This is a genomic window from Nocardia sp. NBC_00881, assembly GCF_045207455.1.
Classification (GTDB): Bacteria; Actinomycetota; Actinomycetes; order Mycobacteriales; family Mycobacteriaceae; genus Nocardia.
Genome location: NZ_CP108798.1, coordinates 6,586,874 through 6,606,721, shown reverse-complemented (window position 1 = coordinate 6,606,721; position 19,848 = coordinate 6,586,874). Strand labels below are relative to the sequence as shown.

Sequence of the window (19,848 nt, the reverse complement as noted above, 5' to 3'; positions counted from 1 at the left end):
CTCAGTCCTGGCTGTTGTCGGTCATGGTCAGCACGACCTCGTCACGAGAGGTGTCGCCCAGAACGTTCCTGATCGGGATGTCCCAATTCGACCCGAAGGTCGCCAGCGGAATTAAGTTCTTCGCAAATACGGGATACAGCAAGGGAGCAGCGCCCGCATATGGAATTGCCGCGAGCGGCACACAAGTCGCGGAACGCGACACTCGGGATCGCATGACCAGGCAGAGTTCCTCTGACATATCTCATATCTCCTAATCAGCGCAGAACCTGCACCTACGGCCTCGGCATCGACAGTCCACCGCAGAGCTTCATCGAGCACTGTCCACGAACGACCGAGAAATCCACGCCACGAAACCCGCGACCACAGCGCATGACATTAGCATAGGCTACCCTAATTATCTACCGGTGTGGGCGGGCGACGGCCGCTATCTGTCTCGTCGTCCGATCCACTGGGCTGCGCGGCGCACATAGGCTAGGCAATGACAAGCCAGCCCTCGCTGGTCCAGCTGCCGCGATCACCGGTCCGAAGCAATCGGCCTGCCGGCAAGAATGGGTCCACCACGAATCGGTCGGTGGCGCGACCGCCCACGTCGCCGAAACCGAGTGCGGCGCCGCCCACATACACGTCGCCGATCACCCCAGGCGGAACCGGCTGGCACGATTCGTCCAGTATGAGCACTCTGGCCCCGGGAATCGGGCGGATTCGTCCGGTGCCGTCGAGCAGGCCACGCGCCACCACGCCGGCATACCCGGGCGTCCCGTAGGCGATCGTGGCGACCGATCCGGCCGACACGGACGCGAGTCGACCGGAAAGTGCTGCGGTCGAATCGGTTCCGGTGATGTCCCAGCGGAGAATCGTCGGCAGCTCAGCGGCGGCGATACCTGCCACGGTATGCGTAGTGGCAACCACGTGGCTGACCGCATGTTGCACGATCAGCTCGACCAACGCGTCCGGGTTCGCCAGCTGCGACTCGGTGGCGACGACCAATGTCGCGCCGTCCGCCAGTGCGGCCAGCAGTTCGACGGCGACCTGGGCGTCACTCCAATTGGCGGCGATCAGTCGTACGTCGGCCGAGCCATACGCGGGATCCCTCCGACCACATCGACGTTCGGCGGCGACTGCACGGCGATCCGCGACAGCCACTGCCAATGCCGAATCGGGCAGCAGCACGGTCTCCGGCGCACCGCCGACCTCGATCCCACAGCCCGCGTCCACACCCAGCGTCGCCAGCAGCCGAACCAACCGAGCAATCGACGCACCTTCCGAAACCATGTCGAGAACCGCGGTATCCAGCCCCGCAAACAATTCGCCGTAGGTGCACGTTTCGTCGCCGCAATGGATCATGGTGCGAATATCGGGAATCGCGCGACCGCGACGGATCAGATCGGCGACGCCCGGCACCTCCGGCACTTCCACTCCAGTTGCCCACTCGCCGAGCACGCGGCGCCGGTCGTCGGCGGTCAGCACATCCGGCGCGGCAACCGGCGCGTCCTCGATCAGCGCAGCGAGACCGACAACGGTCGGCGTCTCGCAGAGGGTTCGCATATCGATCTTGACACCGAACTCGGTACGCAGCCGCAGCGCCAGCCGGTTGGCCAGCAGCGAGTGACCGCCGAGTTCGAAGAACGAATCATCCGCGCCGACGCGGAGCAGGCCGAAGATCTCGCGGTACAGCCCGGCAAGGCGAATCTCGGTGTCAGTGCGCGGTTCTCGGTATCCCCGGGCGGCGCTGCGCACCGGTTCCTGGTCACTATGGCCAGTACATCGACCGGACCCGCGTGCCGGCAGGCGATACAAGTCGTTGGCTACGGTCGACATGAATTCCTTCGGCTCTGGCTTCGATGTTGTTGTCAGCGGGCGAACACCTGGAACTTCGCATCCGCGGATCAGTCCGGCGCGTCGGTGAGATATCCGCCGCGTGAGAAGAATTCGGCTCCCGTGTGCTCGCAATCGTCCATCGTGCGCACCAGGTTGATCACCAGACCACGATTGCGACCGCGAATCGCATCACGCCCGCATACCACGACCCCACCTCCCTCCTGCACCACAACGCGACCCGCAGTGCCGCCATAGCAGGCCGCAGACACCGCGGCATCCAGAATCTCGACCCTCCCGCCCCGGTAGTAGCTGAACGCACGCGGATACGGCTCGGACAATGCACGCACGAAGCGCTCCAGGTCGACCGCGGACCAGAACCAGTCGATCCGGCTGTCTCGCTCGGACCGCTTGTGGAAGTAGGTCCGCTCGGCCTTCCGCTGCGGCCGCCACACCGCGGTACCGGACTCGAGCGCGCTCAGCGCCTCTCGCAGGGCGCCTGGAATCAGCTCCATCCCAGCTTCGACGAGCTCGGTTCCAGTGGCGGTCGGTCCGATCGGCAGCGAACGCTGTACGAGGATGTCGCCGGTGTCCAGCTGTTCATCCATCCGATGCACGGTCAGCCCGAACTCTGATTCGCCGCTGATCAGCGCCCACAACACGGGAGAGAAGCCGGTGAACTTCGGTAGCAGCGAGTCGTGCAGATTCAGCGTGCCGTGCGGCGGCAGGTTGTACAACTCCGGTGGCATCCAGGTGTACCAGCTGTTCACCACAATGACGTCCGGCTCAGCCCGCTTGACCAGGTCGATGGTCGCCGCGTCTGCCCGATCGGTCAGATGCACCCGAATGCCGTGCGCACGGGCCAGCTCCTCAACCGAATCCGCCCAGATGGCCTTGTAGGGCTGCACGCTCGCCGGATGAGTGACCGCAAGCGACACCTCGTGCTCCGAATCGATCAGAGCCTGTAGCGTTTTGCGGCCCCAGGTCTGGAAGCCGAACAACACGATACGCATGAACCGAACCTCATCTAGGCGGGAGAAGGATAGCCTATCCTACTTCTCGAGCGTGGCCGCGGACGCCCGCGCACCCGATCCGGTTCGAACCGGCGCCGCGACCAGCACGCGATCCGAAAGTTCCCCGAGGCAGCTGAGGTTCGGGAATCCCGGCCCTTGCGCCAGACCGGCGAGATTCGGCAGATACAGCTTCGTCTCGAGACCCATCACCGCGAGATCGTGTCCGATCGACGCCTCGAGCCGCGCATGGGTGATCGGCCCGCCGATCGCCAACTCGACAAGATCCGCAGCATCCGCGTCGAACATCTCCAGGAACCACAGGGGCTGGCCGCCCGTCGCGTCGACCACAAGATCGAATGTGTGCACCTGATCCGGGCGGCGCTCGTTGCGCAACGTCAGCGCGACACCCTCGCCCTGCCCTGCCACCCGAACGACGCGCCCCTGTAGATGGTGAACTCGACTGTCGCCCACCAGGTTTTCTTGCACCCGAACGGAAAACACGCCGCGGTCGGTGCGCCGGACCACATCTCGGCGTTCCTCGATGCTCAGCGCCCGCCATCTGGCCGGATCACTGTACAGCGAGTTCTCGAAGAAGCTCTCGCCACGGGTGTAGATCGTGGCTGCGGGAGAGATCGCCACAATACTCAGCACGTCGTGCCTGACCAGTTCGTCCACGACCGAGCCCGCGGTCTCGCCGCCACCGATCACCGCCGCCCGGGACGAGACCGGCAACTGACGTCGGCCGGCGCGGTCCCAGAAATCCGCGATGCTCAGGACTGCCGGATGGTCGGCCAGCGCGCGTCGGCTGTTGCCAGGTCCGGTAATCATCAGCCGGTCCGTGTCGATCTCAGTGACAACCCCGTCCGCATCGATCACCGAGACCAGCCAGCCGTCGGCCGCCGCGGAAATCTTGCGCACCGTGCCGAGCACGAGTTCGATATCGGCCTTCCGGGCGACCCACTGCAGGTACTTGGCCCAGAGATAGTGCTGCGGGCTCGGGCGCCCTCGGTCGACCCATTCAGCGTAGGCGCCGCGCTCGACCAGGAACGACGTCCAGCTGAACGCCAGCATCGCCTCGTTGATCGCGCGGTTGCGCCCGCGCGTCCAGGTCGAGTGGTATGGGAACCCGACATCCTTCTCGGGACTCGTGCCGAGCCGATGCTGACCGTCGGTCCAGCCACCGCTGGGCAACCAGTTGCCGCCCACCGCATGCGATTCCACCACGATCACCTGCGGCGCGGGCAACCCCAGTTCGCGTAGCACATGCGCCTTCGCCGCGACGGCCATGGCCTTCGGTCCCGCTCCGACCACCAGAAGTCTGTCCACCGGTTCTCCCATCTGCGATTACAGCCACCACGCGATGACCGAATCGGCACTCAGCTGCTAAGACGGCAGATGGTGCCCCGCGGAGCCGGCAACGTCGACTTGTCGGAGCCGCTCGGGCCGACCAGCGCGGTGATGGTGCTGCGGCGCCGAGACCTTTTGCGCGCCAGCGCCTCCTGCGGCTTGCGCGCCCCACCTTCTGCCCGCGGCGGCCGGTTCCCGGTCTCCGCCGCCGAGGGCGTCACGACCACCACCGCCATATGTCCTCGCTCTCGACCTTCGTGGTTCCCCGTTGGGATCGGACCATCTTCACACAGAATCGGGCGACAAGGTAGGTTAGGCTAAGTTATTCGCGTTGATTGATCATTTCAGCAGACCGACTAGGGTCGATCTCGATGAGAAGGCGACAGCAACCGCCGTTGCCGAAGCGGCACGGCTTGGATCCGGCCCGGCTGCGACTGCCGGAGCAGGGCGACTGGGCGACCATTCGCGACCATCTGGTCGCGCGGCTCCCCCGGGTGCCCGCCGCGCGAATCGATGAACTGCTGCGCGCGGGTGGCATTGTCGACCTGGAGGGGCCGATCGCACCCGACGCACCCTATGTGCCGGGCGGCGCGGTCTGGTTTCATCGCGATCTGCCCGAGGAGACGGTGGTGCCGTTCGAGATCACCATCGTGCACCGCGACAACGATCTGCTTGTGGTGGACAAGCCGCACTTTCTGTCCACCATCCCGCGCGGCAAGCACATTCTGCAGACCGCGTTGGTACGACTGCGCCGGGAGCTCGACCTCCCCGACCTGGTCCCGGCGCATCGGCTGGATCGCGTCACGGCGGGCCTGGTGTTGTTCGTGATCAATCCGGCCCGGCGCGGTGCCTACCAGACCATGTTCCACAAGCGCACGGTCCGCAAGGAGTACGAAGCGATCGCACCGGTCGATCCAGAACTGACCCTGCCGCGCGTCGTGCGCAGCCGGATCATCAAGGAGAAGCAGGTGCTGGCGGCCCAAGAGGTGCCGGGCGAACCGAACGCGGAGACCGAGATCGCACTGCTCGAGCACCGCGACGGGCTCGGCCGCTACCGGCTGCGCCCGCACACCGGCCGCACCCACCAGCTGCGCCTGCACATGAACAGCCTCGACATCCCGATCCTCGGCGACGACTTCTATCCCGTGCTCACCGACAAGCCCGTCGACGACTTCACCCGGCCGTTACAACTGCTCGCCGCGTCACTCGAGTTCACCGACCCGATCAGCCGAGAGCCACGCCGCTTCCACACCACCCGCACGCTCCAAGCCTGGACCGATCCGGAAGGGTGGGCCGGCTGACGGCACACGCGTCAGCCAGCCCTTACGCCCGGCGCGGTGGATCGGTCACGGCCGGCGCGGCCCCTTCCGCGGCCTCCCGAAAACCAGAGCTCCCCGTCACGCAATATCCGGGATGCCGTCGGCTGGAAGGCGTAGACCTCGGCAAATACGACCGCACGGAGAACTGTGACGTGTCAGGTAGTGCAACCATTGCATGCGGTGTCGATGCCATCGATCCGTACACTGGTCGGGATGTCTCAGCAGGATCACGGAGCAACGACCCGTCCCCGCCACAAAATGCACGCATACATCGATGTGGCCGTCGTGGTGATCGTCCTAGCCGGAACCAATCTGATCGCGCACTTCACCACGGCATGGGCGAGCATCGTCACGGTGCCGGTGGCCGCCGTCGTGCTGCTCGCGCTGGTGCGCAAGCGCGGACTGGGCTGGTCGGAGCTGGGACTCTCGCCCCAGCACTGGCGCCGCGGCTCGCACTACGCGCTCGGCGCGGTGGCGCTGGTTCTGGCAGTGGTCGCGATCGGGGCAGCGCTGCCCGTCACCCGTCCCTTTTTCTTGGCGGACCGATATGCGACCATCTCCGGCGCGTTGATCGCCTCGATGATCGTCATCCCGCTGCAGACGGTGGTCCCCGAGGAGCTGGCCTTCCGCGGCGTGCTGCACGGCACACTCGACCGCGCGTACGGTGTGCGTGGCGTCTTCGCGGCCGGCTCGCTGCTGTTCGGGCTGTGGCACATCGCGTCCTCGTTCGGCCTCACCGCGAGCAACCGCGGCCTCACCGGATTCATCGGCGGCGGGGTGGCGGGGCAGATCGCCGGAATCCTGCTCGCGGTGCTCGCGACGGCGGCGGCGGGCGTGGTGTTCACTTGGCTGCGCCGCCGCAGCGGCAGCCTGCTCGCCCCGATCGCATTGCATTGGTCGGTGAACGGCGCGGGTGCACTGGCGGCCGCGATCGTGTGGCATACCACGCTGAGCTGATCGACGGATATCGCGGCGAGCCGCCCGAACACGCATGCACATGAAAACGCTACCCGCACGGAATTCCGGCGATATCCATGAGTCATTTCGATCCGGACAGCACGAAGTCATACGGGACAGTGCCCGATTCCGTGCGAGAAATCCGAACCAATTTTCGACGCGACGTGTCGGCGGCAAAATGGCCGCTCATCCGGATTTTCGCCGAGAAGGGGCATTTCGGCTTCCGGGCGTGTCGCCCCGGTCGACGAACGAATGACATTGACCGCGCGCAACGGTCGGTTTAGTCTCACAGCGATCACACATATGTTCGAGCACTCATGCCTCCACCGATCGGCATGACACCTGCTCCTGGGAAGGCTCGCGATGCCCGACGAACTGTCGAACGGTAGTTCCGAGATCGCCGCACTGGCACAGCAAGTCGAGACCGCGCGCGGCAAACTGCCCCTGCAGCACGACCCGGCGCTGTTGCAAGTGTTGTCCGAACGCGAGATCGCCGCGGAACGCGAACTCGCGGAGTGGATCCGCGCGCAACGGCGCAAACAGCGACGCACAGAGATCGAAGCGGAACTGGCCGCCGAGAAACGCGACCGCAAGTCGGCGGCAGCTCTGCGCCGCTCCGACGACGCCGACGCCCGCTGGCATCGGCGCGCGCTGGCGGCACGGCGGCGGGTATCCAGCGAGGACGCGCGACTGGCGCAGCTCTACCGGCGGGCGGAGTGGTCGTCGCGAGCGCTGATCGCCGTCGTCGTACTCGGCATGGTGTGGGCGGGGGTCAACGTGCAGCACAACCTGGTACCCAGCGGCGACATGTCCGATCCGCTGTACTGGTTGAGTTATGGCATCGAGGCGATGATCTCGATTCCGATCATCACCATCATGGTTGCGGCGACGACCGCCGCACGGTGGGGCCGAGAATTGGCGCGCGGCAAGGTGATCTTCTTCGAGACCGCACTGCTCGGCACCACCATCGCACTCAATGCGGGCCCGCATCTCGCCGCGGGCGATCTCGGCCGCGCCGCCGAGTACGCGATCGCTCCGGTGATGGTCGGCGTCGTGATCTGGCTGCACGCCTGGGTTTCCGCGCGGTACGCGGTGCTGATCGATGGTGCGCCGGTGGTCGAGCGCGACCAGCAGATGATCCGGATCGCCGCGGAACGCGATTCGCACGCCTCGGGGCTTTCCGCCGGCGGCCACTATCGGCTGCTCGACGGAGGAGGCGATCCCGCGGATAGCGGTCGATTTCCCTGGGACAGATCTGATCACACCGTGACCGGAGGGCTTGCGGCAGAGGACGGTTCGGTCGCCATGTCGCAAGTCGATCGACCCGGCGAAGCGGAAGCCGGTGTCCGCCCCACCGGGAACGATCACACCGTCGCGTCCCCCGACATGACTCCTGCCGCCCCGACCGCTCTCGCCCCACCCGACGCTTCCGCCGATGGGTACTCCGGCACGCTGGCAGCGGACGATCCCCTTGCCATATCGCCAGCCGACTATTCGAACCCGTCGACAACCAACAGCCACGCCGTAGATACGCCGACCAACGGCCAGGCCGCCGGCATTCGGATCAACGGCCCGCTGACCAACGGCCACGCCGTCAACCTGCCGACCAACGGGTGCACGGCCACGCCCCTGGCCGACGATCACGCCACGGTCGATGGCTCCCCACGCACGTCGACCGACGGCGCGGCCAGAGGAGTCCACGAGACATCCACCGCTCGAGAGCAAGCCGCCGGATCATCGACCAACGGCCGTATGGTCGCATCCCACAAAGGCCATCCGATCACATCCACCAATGGACATTCCGTCGAAACCTCGGCCGATCGCTATGCTCCTGACCGTCCGGCCAACGCGCACTTCGCTGCTCCTTCGGCCATGAATGTCCACGCGAAAATGCCTACTCCGCATGGGCACACCGCCGCGAATGGCAATCCGCATGACCTTCCCCTCAACCCTGGCATGGCTTCCTCTAGCGCCAACGGCCACACGGTGCCGCCCGCTCAGAACGGAAACACCGCTTTCTCGGTCGCCGGCTATGTCTTCGATCTCCTGTCCGAGGAGCCGACCACACGATCGGCTGATGACCTTCCAGCACAGACTTTCTCGGCGGACACGAACCGTGCCCCGTCCGGACGGGTACGCACGCAATCGTCCGCTGGTCGGGACGACGAGTCCGTCGGCATTGTGCACAACGCCGGAAAGGCCGTCGCGAGCGAAGACCGGCCGAACGCTTCGCCCACCTCGCGGCAGATCTCCATCGATGAGGTGCAGGAGGAACTCGGTATCGGCGAGCGGACTGCTCCTGCGACACCGGGCCGCGAGAACACTGCATCCAATCGTGTTTCAGCACAGCCTATTTCGAGTGTAGAGCGCCATGGCCGTCCCACCGAGCGAGCTCGTGTCGACTCCGACACCATGGCGCACGAGGGTGCCGACACTACGGAATCCATCCACAAATCCGCGGTGGGCCCCGTCGCCCAGCCGAACGCGAATGCCACTGCGCCGAGCCCAGCGGGGCCCGGGAAATCGCTTTCGGTCGAGCAGAGCGACCGATCCGGCGCAGCGGAGGTCGAGCAGCTCGTCTTGGAGGAAGCCGCCGCACCTCCTCGTCCGCGTCTGCGATCCGAACCGACGCCGATCATCGAACCGGAGGACGACGAGGAAACCAAGATTCCCGCGGAGGTCGACGAGGCCGACACCGACGACGAAATCTCGGCCATAGCACGGGCAATCACCGGCCGACGCCTGTCGAATCTGCCGGTCGAGGAAGTCAGGGAGATCCTCACGCTCGCCGACCAAGGGGGTACGACCCCGGGTATCGCAAACGAACTCGGCGTCTCCCGTGCCGCGGTCACCCGTGTGCTGGACTCGGCGATCAAGGTCCACCGCCCCTACGCGATCACCGGCTGACGGCGGAACCGTTCAGCTGCTACCACCAGCCAGGCACCGGAAGGAAGGCGTCAGCTTGTGGCCGGACAACGAAGCAGACGCTGCCGCCAGGAAGCACCCAGCGACAGCGTCTACCTCCTCCGCGATCAGCGGGACTCGCCTCCACCGGGTGCGACCGGCCGGGCCTCGGTTCCACCCGATCCAGCGCGGAGCGAATCGCCGTTCCCCGGCTTCACTTCCTGCGCAGTGCGGTCCCCGTGCCCCGGCCACCAGGCTCGGTGGCCGAGCAGCGCGGTGAGCGCCGGGGTGAAGAACATCGCCATCACGAACGCCGCGACCCCGATGCCGACCGAGATGGCGAAACCCATCTGGGACAGAACATTGTTGCCCGCCAGCATCATCGACGCGAACGTGCCCGCGAGGATGACGCCCGCCGCGGCGACCGTCGGCCCGGTGTGCCGCAGGCCAAGCGCCGCGGCCTCCCGTGGGTCACGCCCCTCGCGGGCCTCCTCACGCAACCGCGCGACCATCAGGATGTTGTAGTCGGTTCCGAGTGCGACCACGAACAGGTACATGATCACCGGCAGCGTGAAGATCAGGCCGGAATCACCCTGAATGCGCTGGAACACCAGGACCGCGGCCCCGAGCGTCGCCGCGAAGCCGAGGAAGACCGATGCCATCAGATACCAAGGCGCTACCAGGCTGCGCAGCAACAGGGCGAGCACGATCATGATGAGAATCGCCGCTACCGGGAACACGACCGCGTAGTCGTGATTCATCGCATCCTGGAAGTCGACGAACACCGCCGTCATCCCGCCCACCGCGGCCGTCGTACCCGCGGGTGCCGCCGCGTGAGCGGCGTCGCGCAGCGGGCCGCGCACCGTGGCCAGCGCGACGTCCGACTCCGGCGCGGAGTCGAGCGTCACCTGGAACTCGGCGGTCGCCTTGTCGTCCGACAGCTTCGGTTCCCCCACTCGGCCGACGCCGGACACCTGGTCCAGCGCGGTGTGGAAGTGCGCGAGCTGGTCAACCGTCAGCACACCGCCGTCCGCTCGCAGCAGCACCTCCGAGGGCTGGGTGGCGCCCGCTGGCATTCCCCTGAGCAATTCCTTGTTGTAGACCACCGACTCCGACACGTCGGAGGTCGAACCGGAAGTCAGGTCGAATGTCGGGTTGAAGCCGAAGGCCAGGACACCCAGCGCGACGAGCAGCCCACCGGAGACGACGGCGAACGCGCCCGGCCGCCGACCCAGCGCCGCGCCGAGCGCCGCGAACCGCGCGCCCGTCGGCTCCTGTTTCCACGCCTTCGACGGCCAGAACACCTTGGTGCCCAACAGCGAGACCACCGCCGGGACCAGCGTCAGTCCGGCCATCAACGCGACCGCGACCGCAATCGCCAGCGCGGGGCCGAGCGCACGGAACATGCCCAACGTCGACAGCGTCAGTGCGGTGAACGCGATGATCACCGCGCCCGCCGCGGAGGTGATCGCCTCCCCGACCCTGGCGACCGCGCCGACCATCGCGGTCTTCGGGTCCTCGCCCGCGCGCAGCCGTTCCCGGTACCGGAACATCAGGAACAGGATGTAGTCGGTGCCCACACCGAACAGCACGACGAGCAGGATCGAATTCACCGAGCTGTCCAGTTGCAGGTCGAAAGCCCTCGCCACCATGGCGATCAGCCCGCCGACGAGGCTGGACACCGCGCCGATGGTCACGATCGGCAGCAGCGCGATCACCGGGCTGCGGAAGATGACCAGCAGGAGTACCAGGATCAGCACGATCGTGGCGACGCCGATGATCGCCATGCCCTTCGCGCTCGACTCCTGCTGGTCGAGCATCTGTGCCGCCTGACCGGTGATGCCCGCCTTCAGGTCGGTGCCCTCGACCTGGCGTTTCAGTGCAGTGCGCAGCGCCTCGACCGCGTCCCCCTGGCGGGTGTCGCCCTGATTGGTCATCTTCGTGAGCTGGACCGCGATGATCTGGATCAGCTTGTTCTCCGAGGGCGGCACAGTCTGTAGTCCGATGACGTCCTCGAGGTTCGCGGCGGTGAGCTGCTCGCCGACCGCGGCGATCGCGGCGGAATCTCCCTCGGTCAGCGGCGCGCCGTCGGCACGCCCGAACACGATAATCGCCGCTGGCGCCGCACTCTGCGGGAAGGCCTTCTGCTGCAACTCCATTGCCTGGATGGACTCGTAATGCGAAGGTAAGAATTCGGATTGGTCGGTCGTCGACGTCAGCTTCGGCGCGGAGGCCACCACGGCGACGATGACGAGCAGCCAGAGGCCGATCACCTTCCACGGGTGGTGGACGACCAGGCGCCCCAGTCGAGCAAACATGTAGCAGAAGTCCTTTCGGTATCCGAGTCGTACTCAGATGTCGAGATTCTCGGTGCGCGGGTGCTCCGCTACGTCGACCAGCGTGTGGTAGATCTTGGCCGGAATCCGTTCGCGCAGTCCATCGATCGTGTCGACTACGTCGAGCGTGTAGTCGCCCCAGCTCTGCTCGTCGAGGACGTTGCGCCAGTTTTTCCAGTCCTTGATCAAGCCCGCCGCCGGGCAGTCCGACCAGTCGGACATTCGCCGGTGCACCACATACTTTCCTTTGCGGCTGACGTATACCCGTACTGCCTCGATGCCGACCTTCGTGAACTGCCGCGACTCCCCGATCTGCCGTCCAACGAACCGCTGCATCCGTCCGCCGCCCGGACCGACCTTCAGGACGAACTCCCGAAGCTCCTCTGTCGAACCGGCATCCACACCGTCCACGACCTTGGTCACCGACACCTTCTCCGAGTCGTTCACGACCCCTCCATTCATCAATAAGTGCGCATTCAGGCATAGAAATACCAGCGCCGGGCCACTCGACCGATCCCGCCGTACCCCTAGCCGATCCGAGATTCTTCCGATCCAGCCCAACGCCTAGCCAGAACTCACTATAAGTAGATGTATACGTATAAAGCAAGGCCGATCTTCGCCAAGCTTTCGTTCTGCTCAGTTCAGCGGCCTTGACGTACGGGCTGTTTCATCCACCGAGCCCAGCGCGGTCGAGCAGATAAGGGATCAGCGGTGGTAATACCTCTGCTCCGTCAGCGTGCCAGTTCATCCAGGGCCGCGAGGAACCAGTCCCGACCAAGCCCCACCCCGGCACTGCTGAGCAGCGTGGCTTCCCACGCCTGGTTCGCGGTGGTGAACACGGCCTGGAAGGGACCGTATCGTTGGTCGATCCAGCCCAGCTGTATGTCGAGATCCCCGTGGCGAATCTGCTCCCGCTGGCCGGGGTGCGGTTCTGGGTCGGCGGGAATGCGGAGGCCTCCCTTGCCGGGCCGTTGGACGATAAGCCGGAGCTCGACGCCCCGATCCCGGCCGCCGTCGTAGATCACTTCGATCTCGGCGCGGTTGTCGTCGAGTTGGATGTGTGCGGCGCTGTCGAGGTCGAGGCCCGCGATTGCGACCGGGATACCCTGATCTCCCCACCCGGACGTAGACCATTTTGCCTGGTGCGCGCCGCGCCGAAATGTCCAGAATCCAATCGGTACGACCAGTTGCGCAGCATCGGCGTGGCGTGCCCAATAGCTGAGCTGTGTATGGGGAGTCGCCGCGATCGCGTTCACTACGCCGGTGTCGGCCGGATGCAGAGCCTGGTAGAGAGCGAGCAGTTCGAGTTCGGTGAAAGTGCCTTCCAACACGGACAGTTCGATGGTGGTTCTGCCCATTCGCGCGGAGGCGGCTTGATTACCCAGGTAATCGATGCCGAACCAGACGACATAGGTGTCGTCGATGGGGACGGCATGTGTATGGGATTTCCAGAGACAGGGCTGATCGAACGCAGGAAATGCCCAATCGTAATAGAACTCCTTGATGCGCAGCTTGCGATCATTCCCGGAGATTTCGAATCGATAGGAAGAGAGGTAGTTGCCGTCTCGCGGCCCTCGGTCTTCGATTGGCTCCACCGGTACTCCGGGAGGAGCCTCACGGCGCAGGGTGCCGGAATGTAGTTCGCATTCGGCGGGAAGGCGATCAGGTATCCATACGATGAAGTTGCACCAAGCCTGCGCCTCCGCAGGAGTAACCGTTGGGGTCAGGTGCTCGAGGTCGGACGCGTCCGTGCACGTGCGGTGCTGCCACATCGGCGCAATTCCTGTCTCATTCGAAGATCGCCGGAGTCGGCGTCATAATTCCATCGGGATCGTATCGGTGTTTGGCTCGCTGGAACGCGCCGTAGTAGTCAGCGTACTGGTGCTTCCAATCGGCAGCGGTGAACTCCGTCGCGCCGAGCGGATACAGGGTGCCGCCAACGTCTCGTGCCCACTCATACCAGCGGCGATTAGTCGCTTTTCGTGTTCGAACATATTCTGTGTCGACGGTCTTGCCGAAGCCATCCGAAGAAACTGCGACCAAGCACAGGTGCCGCCCCAGCGCAGGGTCGGGTAGGCGCAGACCCGGCAAGAGGAAGGCGTCCCGATGCTTGCGGAAAAGCAGCACAGTCGACGACCGGCTCCACTCACGTTCGCCGATCTCATCGAGCACCGCGATGGTGATGTCCTCGAAATCGCTTCCTGGCCCGGGATCGGGCAAAAAGTTGTCCGACCACAGTTTCAGAGAGTCCGACCAACCATGGCGCTCGTGTTCGGCATAGAGGCGGTCGATCGACGCGACGCGCTCCAGATAGGTCACCTCGGTGACGCTGGCCGGTGTGCGGCTGAGGCCACGCATCAAGTATTGGTCGTCTGGCGGATTGCCGCTGGTGTAGTAAACGTGGGCGGTGAGCTCTGCGGTAGGGCCATCCGGCTGCCATTTCCAGCGCAGCAGTTGCTCATCGATTCCGTCGCGGTCAGCCAGGATTCGCTGGTCCGCGAACGCTTCACGCAATTCGGCGTGCTGGTAGCGCAAGGCATAGCCACGTACCAGAGGGGCCACCGGAACCATACTCAATCGGGCACGGACGATCACCCCGACCTGCCCGAGTCCACCGAGGACGGCCTCGAATAGATCGCTGCGCTTATCGGGGGAACAGGTAAGCAACTCGCCGGCACCTGTGACGACCTCGAGTTCCTCAACGGATTCAGCGACCGAGCCGCCGACTCGGATCGTGCTGATGCCACCAACGGACAGCACCCCACCGACGGTGAGCCGCAATACGGCGGGTACACCCGTTCGCACTCTGAGCCCATGTTCGAAGCCGGCAGCGACGACATCCTGCCAGAGCGCTCCACCCTGGACATCTATGCTCGCAGTGCCAGTTCGAGCGTCTTCGCTGACCTCGAGCACTCGGTCCAATGACCGCATGTCGATGGCGAGACCGTTCACCAGGCATTGGCCGAAGCTGGTGTGCGCGGTGCCGCGGGGGGCGACCTGGATATTCTGTGTACGGCAATACTGGATCATCCGAACGACGTCGTCGAAGGCGCCTGGTCGCAGAATCGACGTCGGCCGGATGCGGACCGTGTTGCCCTGGTCGTGAGCGGCGGCGTCGAGGGCGGCGTCATCGAGTACAAGGGTGCCGGTCAACTCAGGTGTCGCGGGCCAACGGGTTGATCGGACCGGCAGCGCGGCCGGCCCACGGCTGGACAGACTCGGGATCCATTGCAGGTGATCGGTCGCGAGCCGTGGTTCGAGCGCGATCAATGCCCGTAATGCCGCGGTGACCACGACTGGAGTCAGCGACGCGCCGCTACAGAAGTGCCTACCGAAGCCGAACCCAAGGTGCTGAACCCCGGTGCGCTCCAGGTCGAGACGGTCGGGGGCGTGGAACACTTCCGGGTCGTGATTGGCCGCCCGCAACATCGCGAAGACGAACTGTCCTGCCCGGATAGTCGTTCCACCGATCTCGACGTCCACCCGTGCACACCGCAGCGCCGCCATCGACGGTGAGTCATAACGCAGCAGCTCTTCGACTGCCGTACCGATGAGTTCGGGACGAGTGCGAAGCAGCTGTAACTGGGTCGGGTTACGCAGCAGCGCCACCAGGCCGTTGCCGATCATGTGGCGAGCGGCTTCGTGGCCCCCGATCATGACCATCGTGACGGACTTGGCTGCTTCGTCCACGTCGAGGATCTCCCCTCGATCCAGGCTCGCTCGCAGCCTGCCGACGAGACTGTCCCCCGTGGCGTCTTGGACTTCGCCGATCAGCGCACGGGCATAATCGCCGCACTCCACAAGACTGGTGTGCGCGGCATCCACGATCTCTTCGGTGACGATCCCGGACCCGAACAGCCGGAAAACGTTGTCACTCCATCGCTTGACCTGGCTCACCAATTCAGGAGGGAAGCCGATGAGCCGGGCGTTCACGAGTCCCGTGAGTGGTTCGGCGAGGTCGGCCACGACATCGAACTCCCCGGGCGCGCATGCTTTAGTCAGCAACTCATGCACGGTCTGGTCCACGAACGGCATCACATTGCGAACCGCTCCCGGCGTGTAGGCCGGGCCGATGGCCGTGCGAAGCCGACTGTGATCGGGCTCGTCGGTGAAGATCATCCACTTGGACAGCAGCCGGTAACAATCCGCCAGCTTCGCCCGCGCCTCGGGCGGGGTTGCTCCACGAATACGCCCATTGCGATCGACCGAGAAGCGGGGGTCGTTGAGTACCGCGCGCACATCCTGATAACGAGTGAGCACCCATGCCTCGAGGGTCGGCTCCCAGTGCACAGGATCGTCAGCACGCATGCGATGGAAAACCGGATCCGGTTCGGCGAAGAAGGCGTCGCTGAACAGGTCGTAGGTCGAACTCACAGATGAGGGCACAGCACAGTCTCCGCGTATGAGGTGTCCATGTACTCGCGTACCGCAAGGATCTGTCCATCGCAGACCTGAAATACCATGCAGTACTGGGTGTCATAGGCAGTGCCGGCAGCGCTGGTACCTTCTGCGTGCACCTCGGCGACCACATGGTCTCCGTCGGCCATCACGTGCAGCGGTCGCAGCTGTAAAGTGCCGGGCTGGAACAACTTGCGGGCGCCAGGCATCAGAGACTCGACAATGGCTCGCTTGCCGACCGTCGTTCCGGAAACCGGCAGCCGACCCCAGAGCGTGAAGGTGGCCTCATCGGCCAACAGCTCCTCCACCGCCGCGCGGTCTCCAGCATTGGAAGCCGCGAGATACCGCAGCACAACTTCGACACCATCGGCGCCGGTACTCACCGACGGCTCATTCGGCCGGGTATACACAGCGGAATCCAATCTCGTTGTGCCTATCGGTCAGCAGATCCTTGCCTCGGTAGTACGTCGTGAGACAGACCGGCGGCGAGGTCCACGTACCACCGCGAAGGACATAGAAGGCATCCTGACGGTTCATGAACTCGACTGGTCGACGGCCTCGGAAGAACGGGTCCATGTCCTTGCGGCTGAAGAAGTTGGTTCGGGTCATTTCCCAGACGTTGCCAGCCATGTGCAGCAAGCCGTACGGACCAGAACCCTCCGGGAAGCTGTCGGCGGGAAACACCGGCCTCGCCGGGAAGTCTGCTTCCGTGATGGTGACCAGCAACTGCTCCAGTTCAGCGAGATCGCTGACGCGAGTATCGAATGCCCGCTCGACGAAATTCGCGCGCTCGGGTTCCCACGCATTTCCCCATGGATATACCCTCCCGTCGCAGCCGCGCGCCGCCTTCTCCCACTGGTCCTCGCTCGGCAGCATGCCGCCGGCCCAGTTGGCGAATGCCCACGCGTCATACCAGTCGATGCCGACTACCGGCAGCTCAGGACCATTGAAACGTGCGTCGTGCCGATGGGCTGGGCGATGGTGTTCTTGTCCCTCCGGCTGATCCGGGTGGTCGAACGCCGTGCTGTCACCGATGTCATCGAGGAATTCCCGGTAGCGCCGGTTGGTCACTACGGTGCGATCGATGAGAAATGCCGGCAGATCCACCGAACGCGGCGGGTTGTCCGAGTCGTCCATGTTGAAGGGGCCGACCGCTTGCGCAGGTGCGCCAGCGATGAACGGCCCGGCGGGGATCTCGACGACATCCTCATGCCTGCGTGTGGGCCGACCAGTATCGGCTTTGGCACGCAGCTCGGCAAAATGTTCGTCCTCGAGCCGACGCAATTCTTCCGGGTCACGGCTACCCAGGATCGAGATCAGTGCACGCTTGGTGAAGGCGGCACCGCACCCGACAGGTTTACGAGCGTAACCGTGTCGCATAAAATTGCTCGGCCAACCCGAAATACGGATCAGATCCCGCAGGGCCTCTTTTGTTCTCAGTTCCCCACATAGCTGAATAGCAGTGAACGACACCCAATCCGTCTGGTCATGAGTGGCTGCAATGATGGCCTCGACGGCCGAATCACGCTCCCCGAAAGATTCGGCGAGATAGCGAATCGCTGCCGCGCGAATGGGCCAATCCGGATGTTTACGCGAAAGAGAAATCAATAATGAGAGCGTTTCATCATCAACGGGGAGTTCGCGCCACTCAGCACTGGTTTTCTCTACCGCGACCCAATACTCGGCATCAGTGCAATCATCAATGCCAGAGAACTGCTTCAACTACATCAGACTCTCTGTTATATCAGCTATCAGAAGGGGAGATCGAGTCGGCACATCACCACTTCGTGGCGATTTCGCCCTCGTCACGAGAATCCAGGAATTGCTCGTCCGACATGGCGACCTCCTTATTTGTATTGTGATCCGATATTTCTTGGATCGCGCAAAGATAACGCACGGTTCGCTACCTTGTCAAGGTTTCAATTCAGGACTCCGAGGCGACGATCCCCGAGGAAGGATGAGCTCCGGCAGCTGCCACTACCAGCTCTCAAAGCCATTCGGGCCCAGTATATTTCGACAGTCCGTTCACGCAGCGCTTGTCATGAGATCAACCAAGATAGAGTTTGTGGAAATGTCAAATTAATACTTCCCAAAAATGAGAACCTGGTCTTCGGGTTCGACTTGTCAGCCATGGAGCGAGATTACTTCGCCTTCGCCAGAACCTCGACCGCTGCCAGCGACAAGACCCCGTCGATCGGTCCCGCCGATCTGGCCGTGAGCAGCAGCGGAATCGCGATCACCGCGATGAGAACCACACTGAGCAGAGGTGACCCCACAGTTGATGCTAGAACCAACCCAGCATCATCGGGCTGTAGCCCAGCGTTCTCTCCGCCAACGTCAGGTCACCGGAGCGATAGGTCGAGGCCACGGCGATTCAGCAGAACATCGACAACGATTCACTGTGGCGGACTCCCCTCGTCCGGCTCGGACGCTTGCCACGTGGTGCACCTCGGTGAGTGCCAGCGGGCTGACGACAATGGCGCTCGCCGAATCCGCGACGCGACGCACTCCGAAGTGCTCGGGCTCCGAACGATTGAACAGTGCCAGGATGCCCGAGGTATCGGCGACGACGATCACGCCGGTCGGTTCATCATGGTGCGGATGACATCCTTGTCGATGGGTCCGCCCAGATCGAATGTCTCGTCGTAGCTGAGCAGCGGTGAGTCCCACTTGCGATGCCGCATGAGGTACGCCCGGACCGCGTCACGAGCGATACCATCGGCTCGACTTCTCATGCACTGGATCTATGCCCATGGTCGGCACGGCGGAAAGACGAAGGCCCGTCTCCCACAAGGGGAAACGGGCCTTCGATATTGTCAGCCATGGAGCAGGCTTATTTGGCCTTCTCCAGTACCTCGACCAACCGCCAGCGCTTGGTGGCCGACAGCGGACGGGTCTCCATCAGCTGAACGCGGTCGCCGATACCGGCGATCTCGTTCTCGTCGTGCGCCTTCACCTTGGAGGTGGTGCGGATGATCTTGCCGTAGAGCGGGTGCCGGTTACGGTCTTCCAGCTCGACGACGATCGTCTTGTTCATCTTGTCCGAGACAACGTAGCCGACGCGAACCTTGCGGCTGCCGCGCTGACCTTCCACTTTGTCGCTCATGCAGCGTCTCCCTTGCCAGCGGGTCCGGTGGCCAGACCGAGCTCGCGCTCACGCATGACCGTGTAGATGCGCGCGATCTCGTGACGGACGACGCGCAGACGACGGTTGTTGTCCAGCTGACCCGTCGCCATCTGGAAGCGCAGGTTGAACAGCTCTTCCTTGGATTCGCGCAGCTTGGCTACCAAATCCTCTTCGGTGAGCTCGCGGAGCTCTGCGGCCGGTGTTCCGGTAGCCATCAGAACTGCTCCTCCCTGGTCACGATCCTGCACTTCATCGGGAGCTTGTGCATCGCGCGACGCAGGGCCTCGCGAGCAGTCTCCTCGTTCGGGTAGCTCATCTCGAACATCACCCGACCGGGCTTGACGTTCGCGATCCACCACTCCGGCGAACCCTTACCCGAACCCATACGGGTCTCGGCGGGCTTCTTGGTCAGCGGACGATCCGGGTAGATGTTGATCCAGATCTTGCCGCCACGCTTGATGTGGCGCGTCATCGCGATACGCGCCGACTCGATCTGCCGGTTGGTGACGTAGGCCGGCTCCAGCGCCTGGATACCGAACTCGCCGAACGCCACCGAGGTGCCGCCCTTGGCCATGCCGGAACGACCCGGGTGATGCTGCTTGCGGTGCTTCACCTTGCGAGGCATCAGCATG

At 64.3% G+C, this 19,848-nt stretch carries 19 protein-coding genes; 3 read left to right on the top strand and 16 right to left on the bottom strand.

Features of this window, described 5'->3' with window-relative positions:
- Position 1: 1 nt before the first annotated feature.
- From OH799_RS28450 to OH799_RS28430, 5 genes are all read right to left on the bottom strand, one after another.
- Complete coding sequence (locus OH799_RS28450) at positions 2-238, bottom strand: hypothetical protein (RefSeq protein ID WP_406270228.1); 237 nt, start codon at positions 236-238, stop codon at positions 2-4.
- A 233-nt stretch (positions 239-471) separates the two neighbouring features.
- The gene (locus OH799_RS28445; RefSeq protein ID WP_406270226.1) at positions 472-1,737 is read right to left on the bottom strand and encodes a phosphopantetheine-binding protein; all 1,266 of its coding nucleotides are present in this window, start codon (positions 1,735-1,737) and stop codon (positions 472-474) included.
- A 149-nt stretch (positions 1,738-1,886) separates the two neighbouring features.
- The gene (locus OH799_RS28440) at positions 1,887-2,828 is read right to left on the bottom strand and encodes a methionyl-tRNA formyltransferase (protein WP_406270222.1); all 942 of its coding nucleotides are present in this window, start codon (positions 2,826-2,828) and stop codon (positions 1,887-1,889) included.
- A 39-nt stretch (positions 2,829-2,867) separates the two neighbouring features.
- On the bottom strand, positions 2,868-4,154 hold the full coding sequence (locus OH799_RS28435) for a SidA/IucD/PvdA family monooxygenase (RefSeq protein WP_406270219.1): 1,287 nt from the start codon (positions 4,152-4,154) through the stop codon (positions 2,868-2,870).
- A gap of 50 nt (positions 4,155-4,204) precedes the next feature.
- Positions 4,205-4,405, bottom strand: coding sequence for a hypothetical protein (locus OH799_RS28430; protein ID WP_406270216.1), 201 nt, complete (start codon positions 4,403-4,405; stop codon positions 4,205-4,207).
- Positions 4,406-4,546: 141 nt separating this feature from the next.
- Here OH799_RS28430 and OH799_RS28425 point away from each other — a divergent pair, with 141 nt between their 5' ends.
- The 3 genes from OH799_RS28425 (at position 4,547) to OH799_RS28415 (ending at position 9,358) form a co-directional block, all read left to right on the top strand.
- On the top strand, positions 4,547-5,476 hold the full coding sequence (locus tag OH799_RS28425) for an RluA family pseudouridine synthase (RefSeq protein ID WP_406270213.1): 930 nt from the start codon (positions 4,547-4,549) through the stop codon (positions 5,474-5,476).
- A gap of 231 nt (positions 5,477-5,707) precedes the next feature.
- Positions 5,708-6,451, top strand: a complete 744-nt coding sequence (locus OH799_RS28420) for a CPBP family intramembrane glutamic endopeptidase (protein ID WP_406270211.1) — start codon at positions 5,708-5,710, stop codon at positions 6,449-6,451.
- Positions 6,452-6,814: 363 nt separating this feature from the next.
- Positions 6,815-9,358 (top strand): hypothetical protein, encoded by a 2,544-nt coding sequence (locus OH799_RS28415; protein WP_406270208.1) that lies wholly within the window; start codon positions 6,815-6,817, stop codon positions 9,356-9,358.
- Between the two features lie 125 nt (positions 9,359-9,483).
- On the opposite strand, the gene OH799_RS28410 is transcribed toward OH799_RS28415, so the two are convergent.
- The 11 genes from OH799_RS28410 to rplP form a co-directional block, all read right to left on the bottom strand.
- Positions 9,484-11,673, bottom strand: a complete 2,190-nt coding sequence (locus OH799_RS28410) for an MMPL family transporter (protein ID WP_406270205.1) — start codon at positions 11,671-11,673, stop codon at positions 9,484-9,486.
- Between the two features lie 33 nt (positions 11,674-11,706).
- Positions 11,707-12,138: an EXLDI protein gene (locus OH799_RS28405; RefSeq protein ID WP_406270202.1), complete on the bottom strand. Its 432-nt coding sequence runs from the start codon at positions 12,136-12,138 to the stop codon at positions 11,707-11,709.
- 284 nt (positions 12,139-12,422) lie between these two features.
- Positions 12,423-13,286 (bottom strand): hypothetical protein, encoded by an 864-nt coding sequence (locus OH799_RS28400; protein ID WP_406270199.1) that lies wholly within the window; start codon positions 13,284-13,286, stop codon positions 12,423-12,425.
- Positions 13,287-13,479: 193 nt separating this feature from the next.
- The gene (locus tag OH799_RS28395; protein WP_406270196.1) at positions 13,480-16,077 is read right to left on the bottom strand and encodes a cytochrome P450; all 2,598 of its coding nucleotides are present in this window, start codon (positions 16,075-16,077) and stop codon (positions 13,480-13,482) included.
- Complete coding sequence (locus tag OH799_RS28390) at positions 16,062-16,472, bottom strand: nuclear transport factor 2 family protein (RefSeq protein WP_406270193.1); 411 nt, start codon at positions 16,470-16,472, stop codon at positions 16,062-16,064. Before OH799_RS28390 ends, OH799_RS28395 begins: the two co-directional genes overlap by 16 nt.
- A 7-nt stretch (positions 16,473-16,479) precedes the next feature.
- Positions 16,480-17,811 carry an SUMF1/EgtB/PvdO family nonheme iron enzyme gene (locus OH799_RS28385; protein ID WP_406270190.1) on the bottom strand — a complete coding sequence of 444 codons (1,332 nt, stop codon included), beginning with the start codon at positions 17,809-17,811 and terminating at the stop codon, positions 16,480-16,482.
- A 419-nt stretch (positions 17,812-18,230) separates the two neighbouring features.
- Entirely contained in the window at positions 18,231-18,365 is a 135-nt protein-coding gene (locus OH799_RS28380; RefSeq protein WP_406270187.1) for a hypothetical protein, read from the bottom strand.
- Positions 18,366-18,662: 297 nt separating this feature from the next.
- Positions 18,663-18,824, bottom strand: a complete 162-nt coding sequence (locus OH799_RS28375; protein WP_406270184.1) for a hypothetical protein — start codon at positions 18,822-18,824, stop codon at positions 18,663-18,665.
- Positions 18,825-18,922: 98 nt separating this feature from the next.
- On the bottom strand, positions 18,923-19,195 hold the full coding sequence (gene rpsQ, locus OH799_RS28370) for a 30S ribosomal protein S17 (protein WP_357176834.1): 273 nt from the start codon (positions 19,193-19,195) through the stop codon (positions 18,923-18,925).
- On the bottom strand, positions 19,192-19,431 hold the full coding sequence (rpmC, locus tag OH799_RS28365; protein ID WP_327112481.1) for a 50S ribosomal protein L29: 240 nt from the start codon (positions 19,429-19,431) through the stop codon (positions 19,192-19,194). The genes rpsQ and rpmC overlap by 4 nt, the downstream gene beginning before the upstream one ends.
- Entirely contained in the window at positions 19,431-19,847 is a 417-nt protein-coding gene (rplP, locus tag OH799_RS28360) for a 50S ribosomal protein L16 (RefSeq protein WP_327112480.1), read from the bottom strand. Before rplP ends, rpmC begins: the two co-directional genes overlap by 1 nt.
- Between the last annotated feature and the right edge of the window lies 1 nt (position 19,848).

Bases quoted from the DNA above. Each gene is read 5' to 3' on its own strand.
- OH799_RS28450 (WP_406270228.1), bottom strand. From the start codon at position 238: ATGTCAGAGGAACTCTGCCTGGTCATGCGATCCCGAGTGTCGCGTTCC.
- OH799_RS28440 (WP_406270222.1), bottom strand. From the start codon at position 2,828: ATGCGTATCGTGTTGTTCGGCTTCCAGACCTGGGGCCGCAAAACGCTA.
- OH799_RS28425 (WP_406270213.1), top strand. From the start codon at position 4,547: ATGAGAAGGCGACAGCAACCGCCGTTGCCGAAGCGGCACGGCTTGGAT.
- OH799_RS28420 (WP_406270211.1), top strand. From the start codon at position 5,708: ATGTCTCAGCAGGATCACGGAGCAACGACCCGTCCCCGCCACAAAATG.
- OH799_RS28415 (WP_406270208.1), top strand. From the start codon at position 6,815: ATGCCCGACGAACTGTCGAACGGTAGTTCCGAGATCGCCGCACTGGCA.
- OH799_RS28410 (WP_406270205.1), bottom strand. From the start codon at position 11,673: ATGTTTGCTCGACTGGGGCGCCTGGTCGTCCACCACCCGTGGAAGGTG.
- OH799_RS28375 (WP_406270184.1), bottom strand. From the start codon at position 18,824: ATGAGAAGTCGAGCCGATGGTATCGCTCGTGACGCGGTCCGGGCGTAC.
- rpsQ (WP_357176834.1), bottom strand. From the start codon at position 19,195: ATGAGCGACAAAGTGGAAGGTCAGCGCGGCAGCCGCAAGGTTCGCGTC.
- rpmC (WP_327112481.1), bottom strand. From the start codon at position 19,431: ATGGCTACCGGAACACCGGCCGCAGAGCTCCGCGAGCTCACCGAAGAG.
- rplP (WP_327112480.1), bottom strand. From the start codon at position 19,847: ATGCTGATGCCTCGCAAGGTGAAGCACCGCAAGCAGCATCACCCGGGT.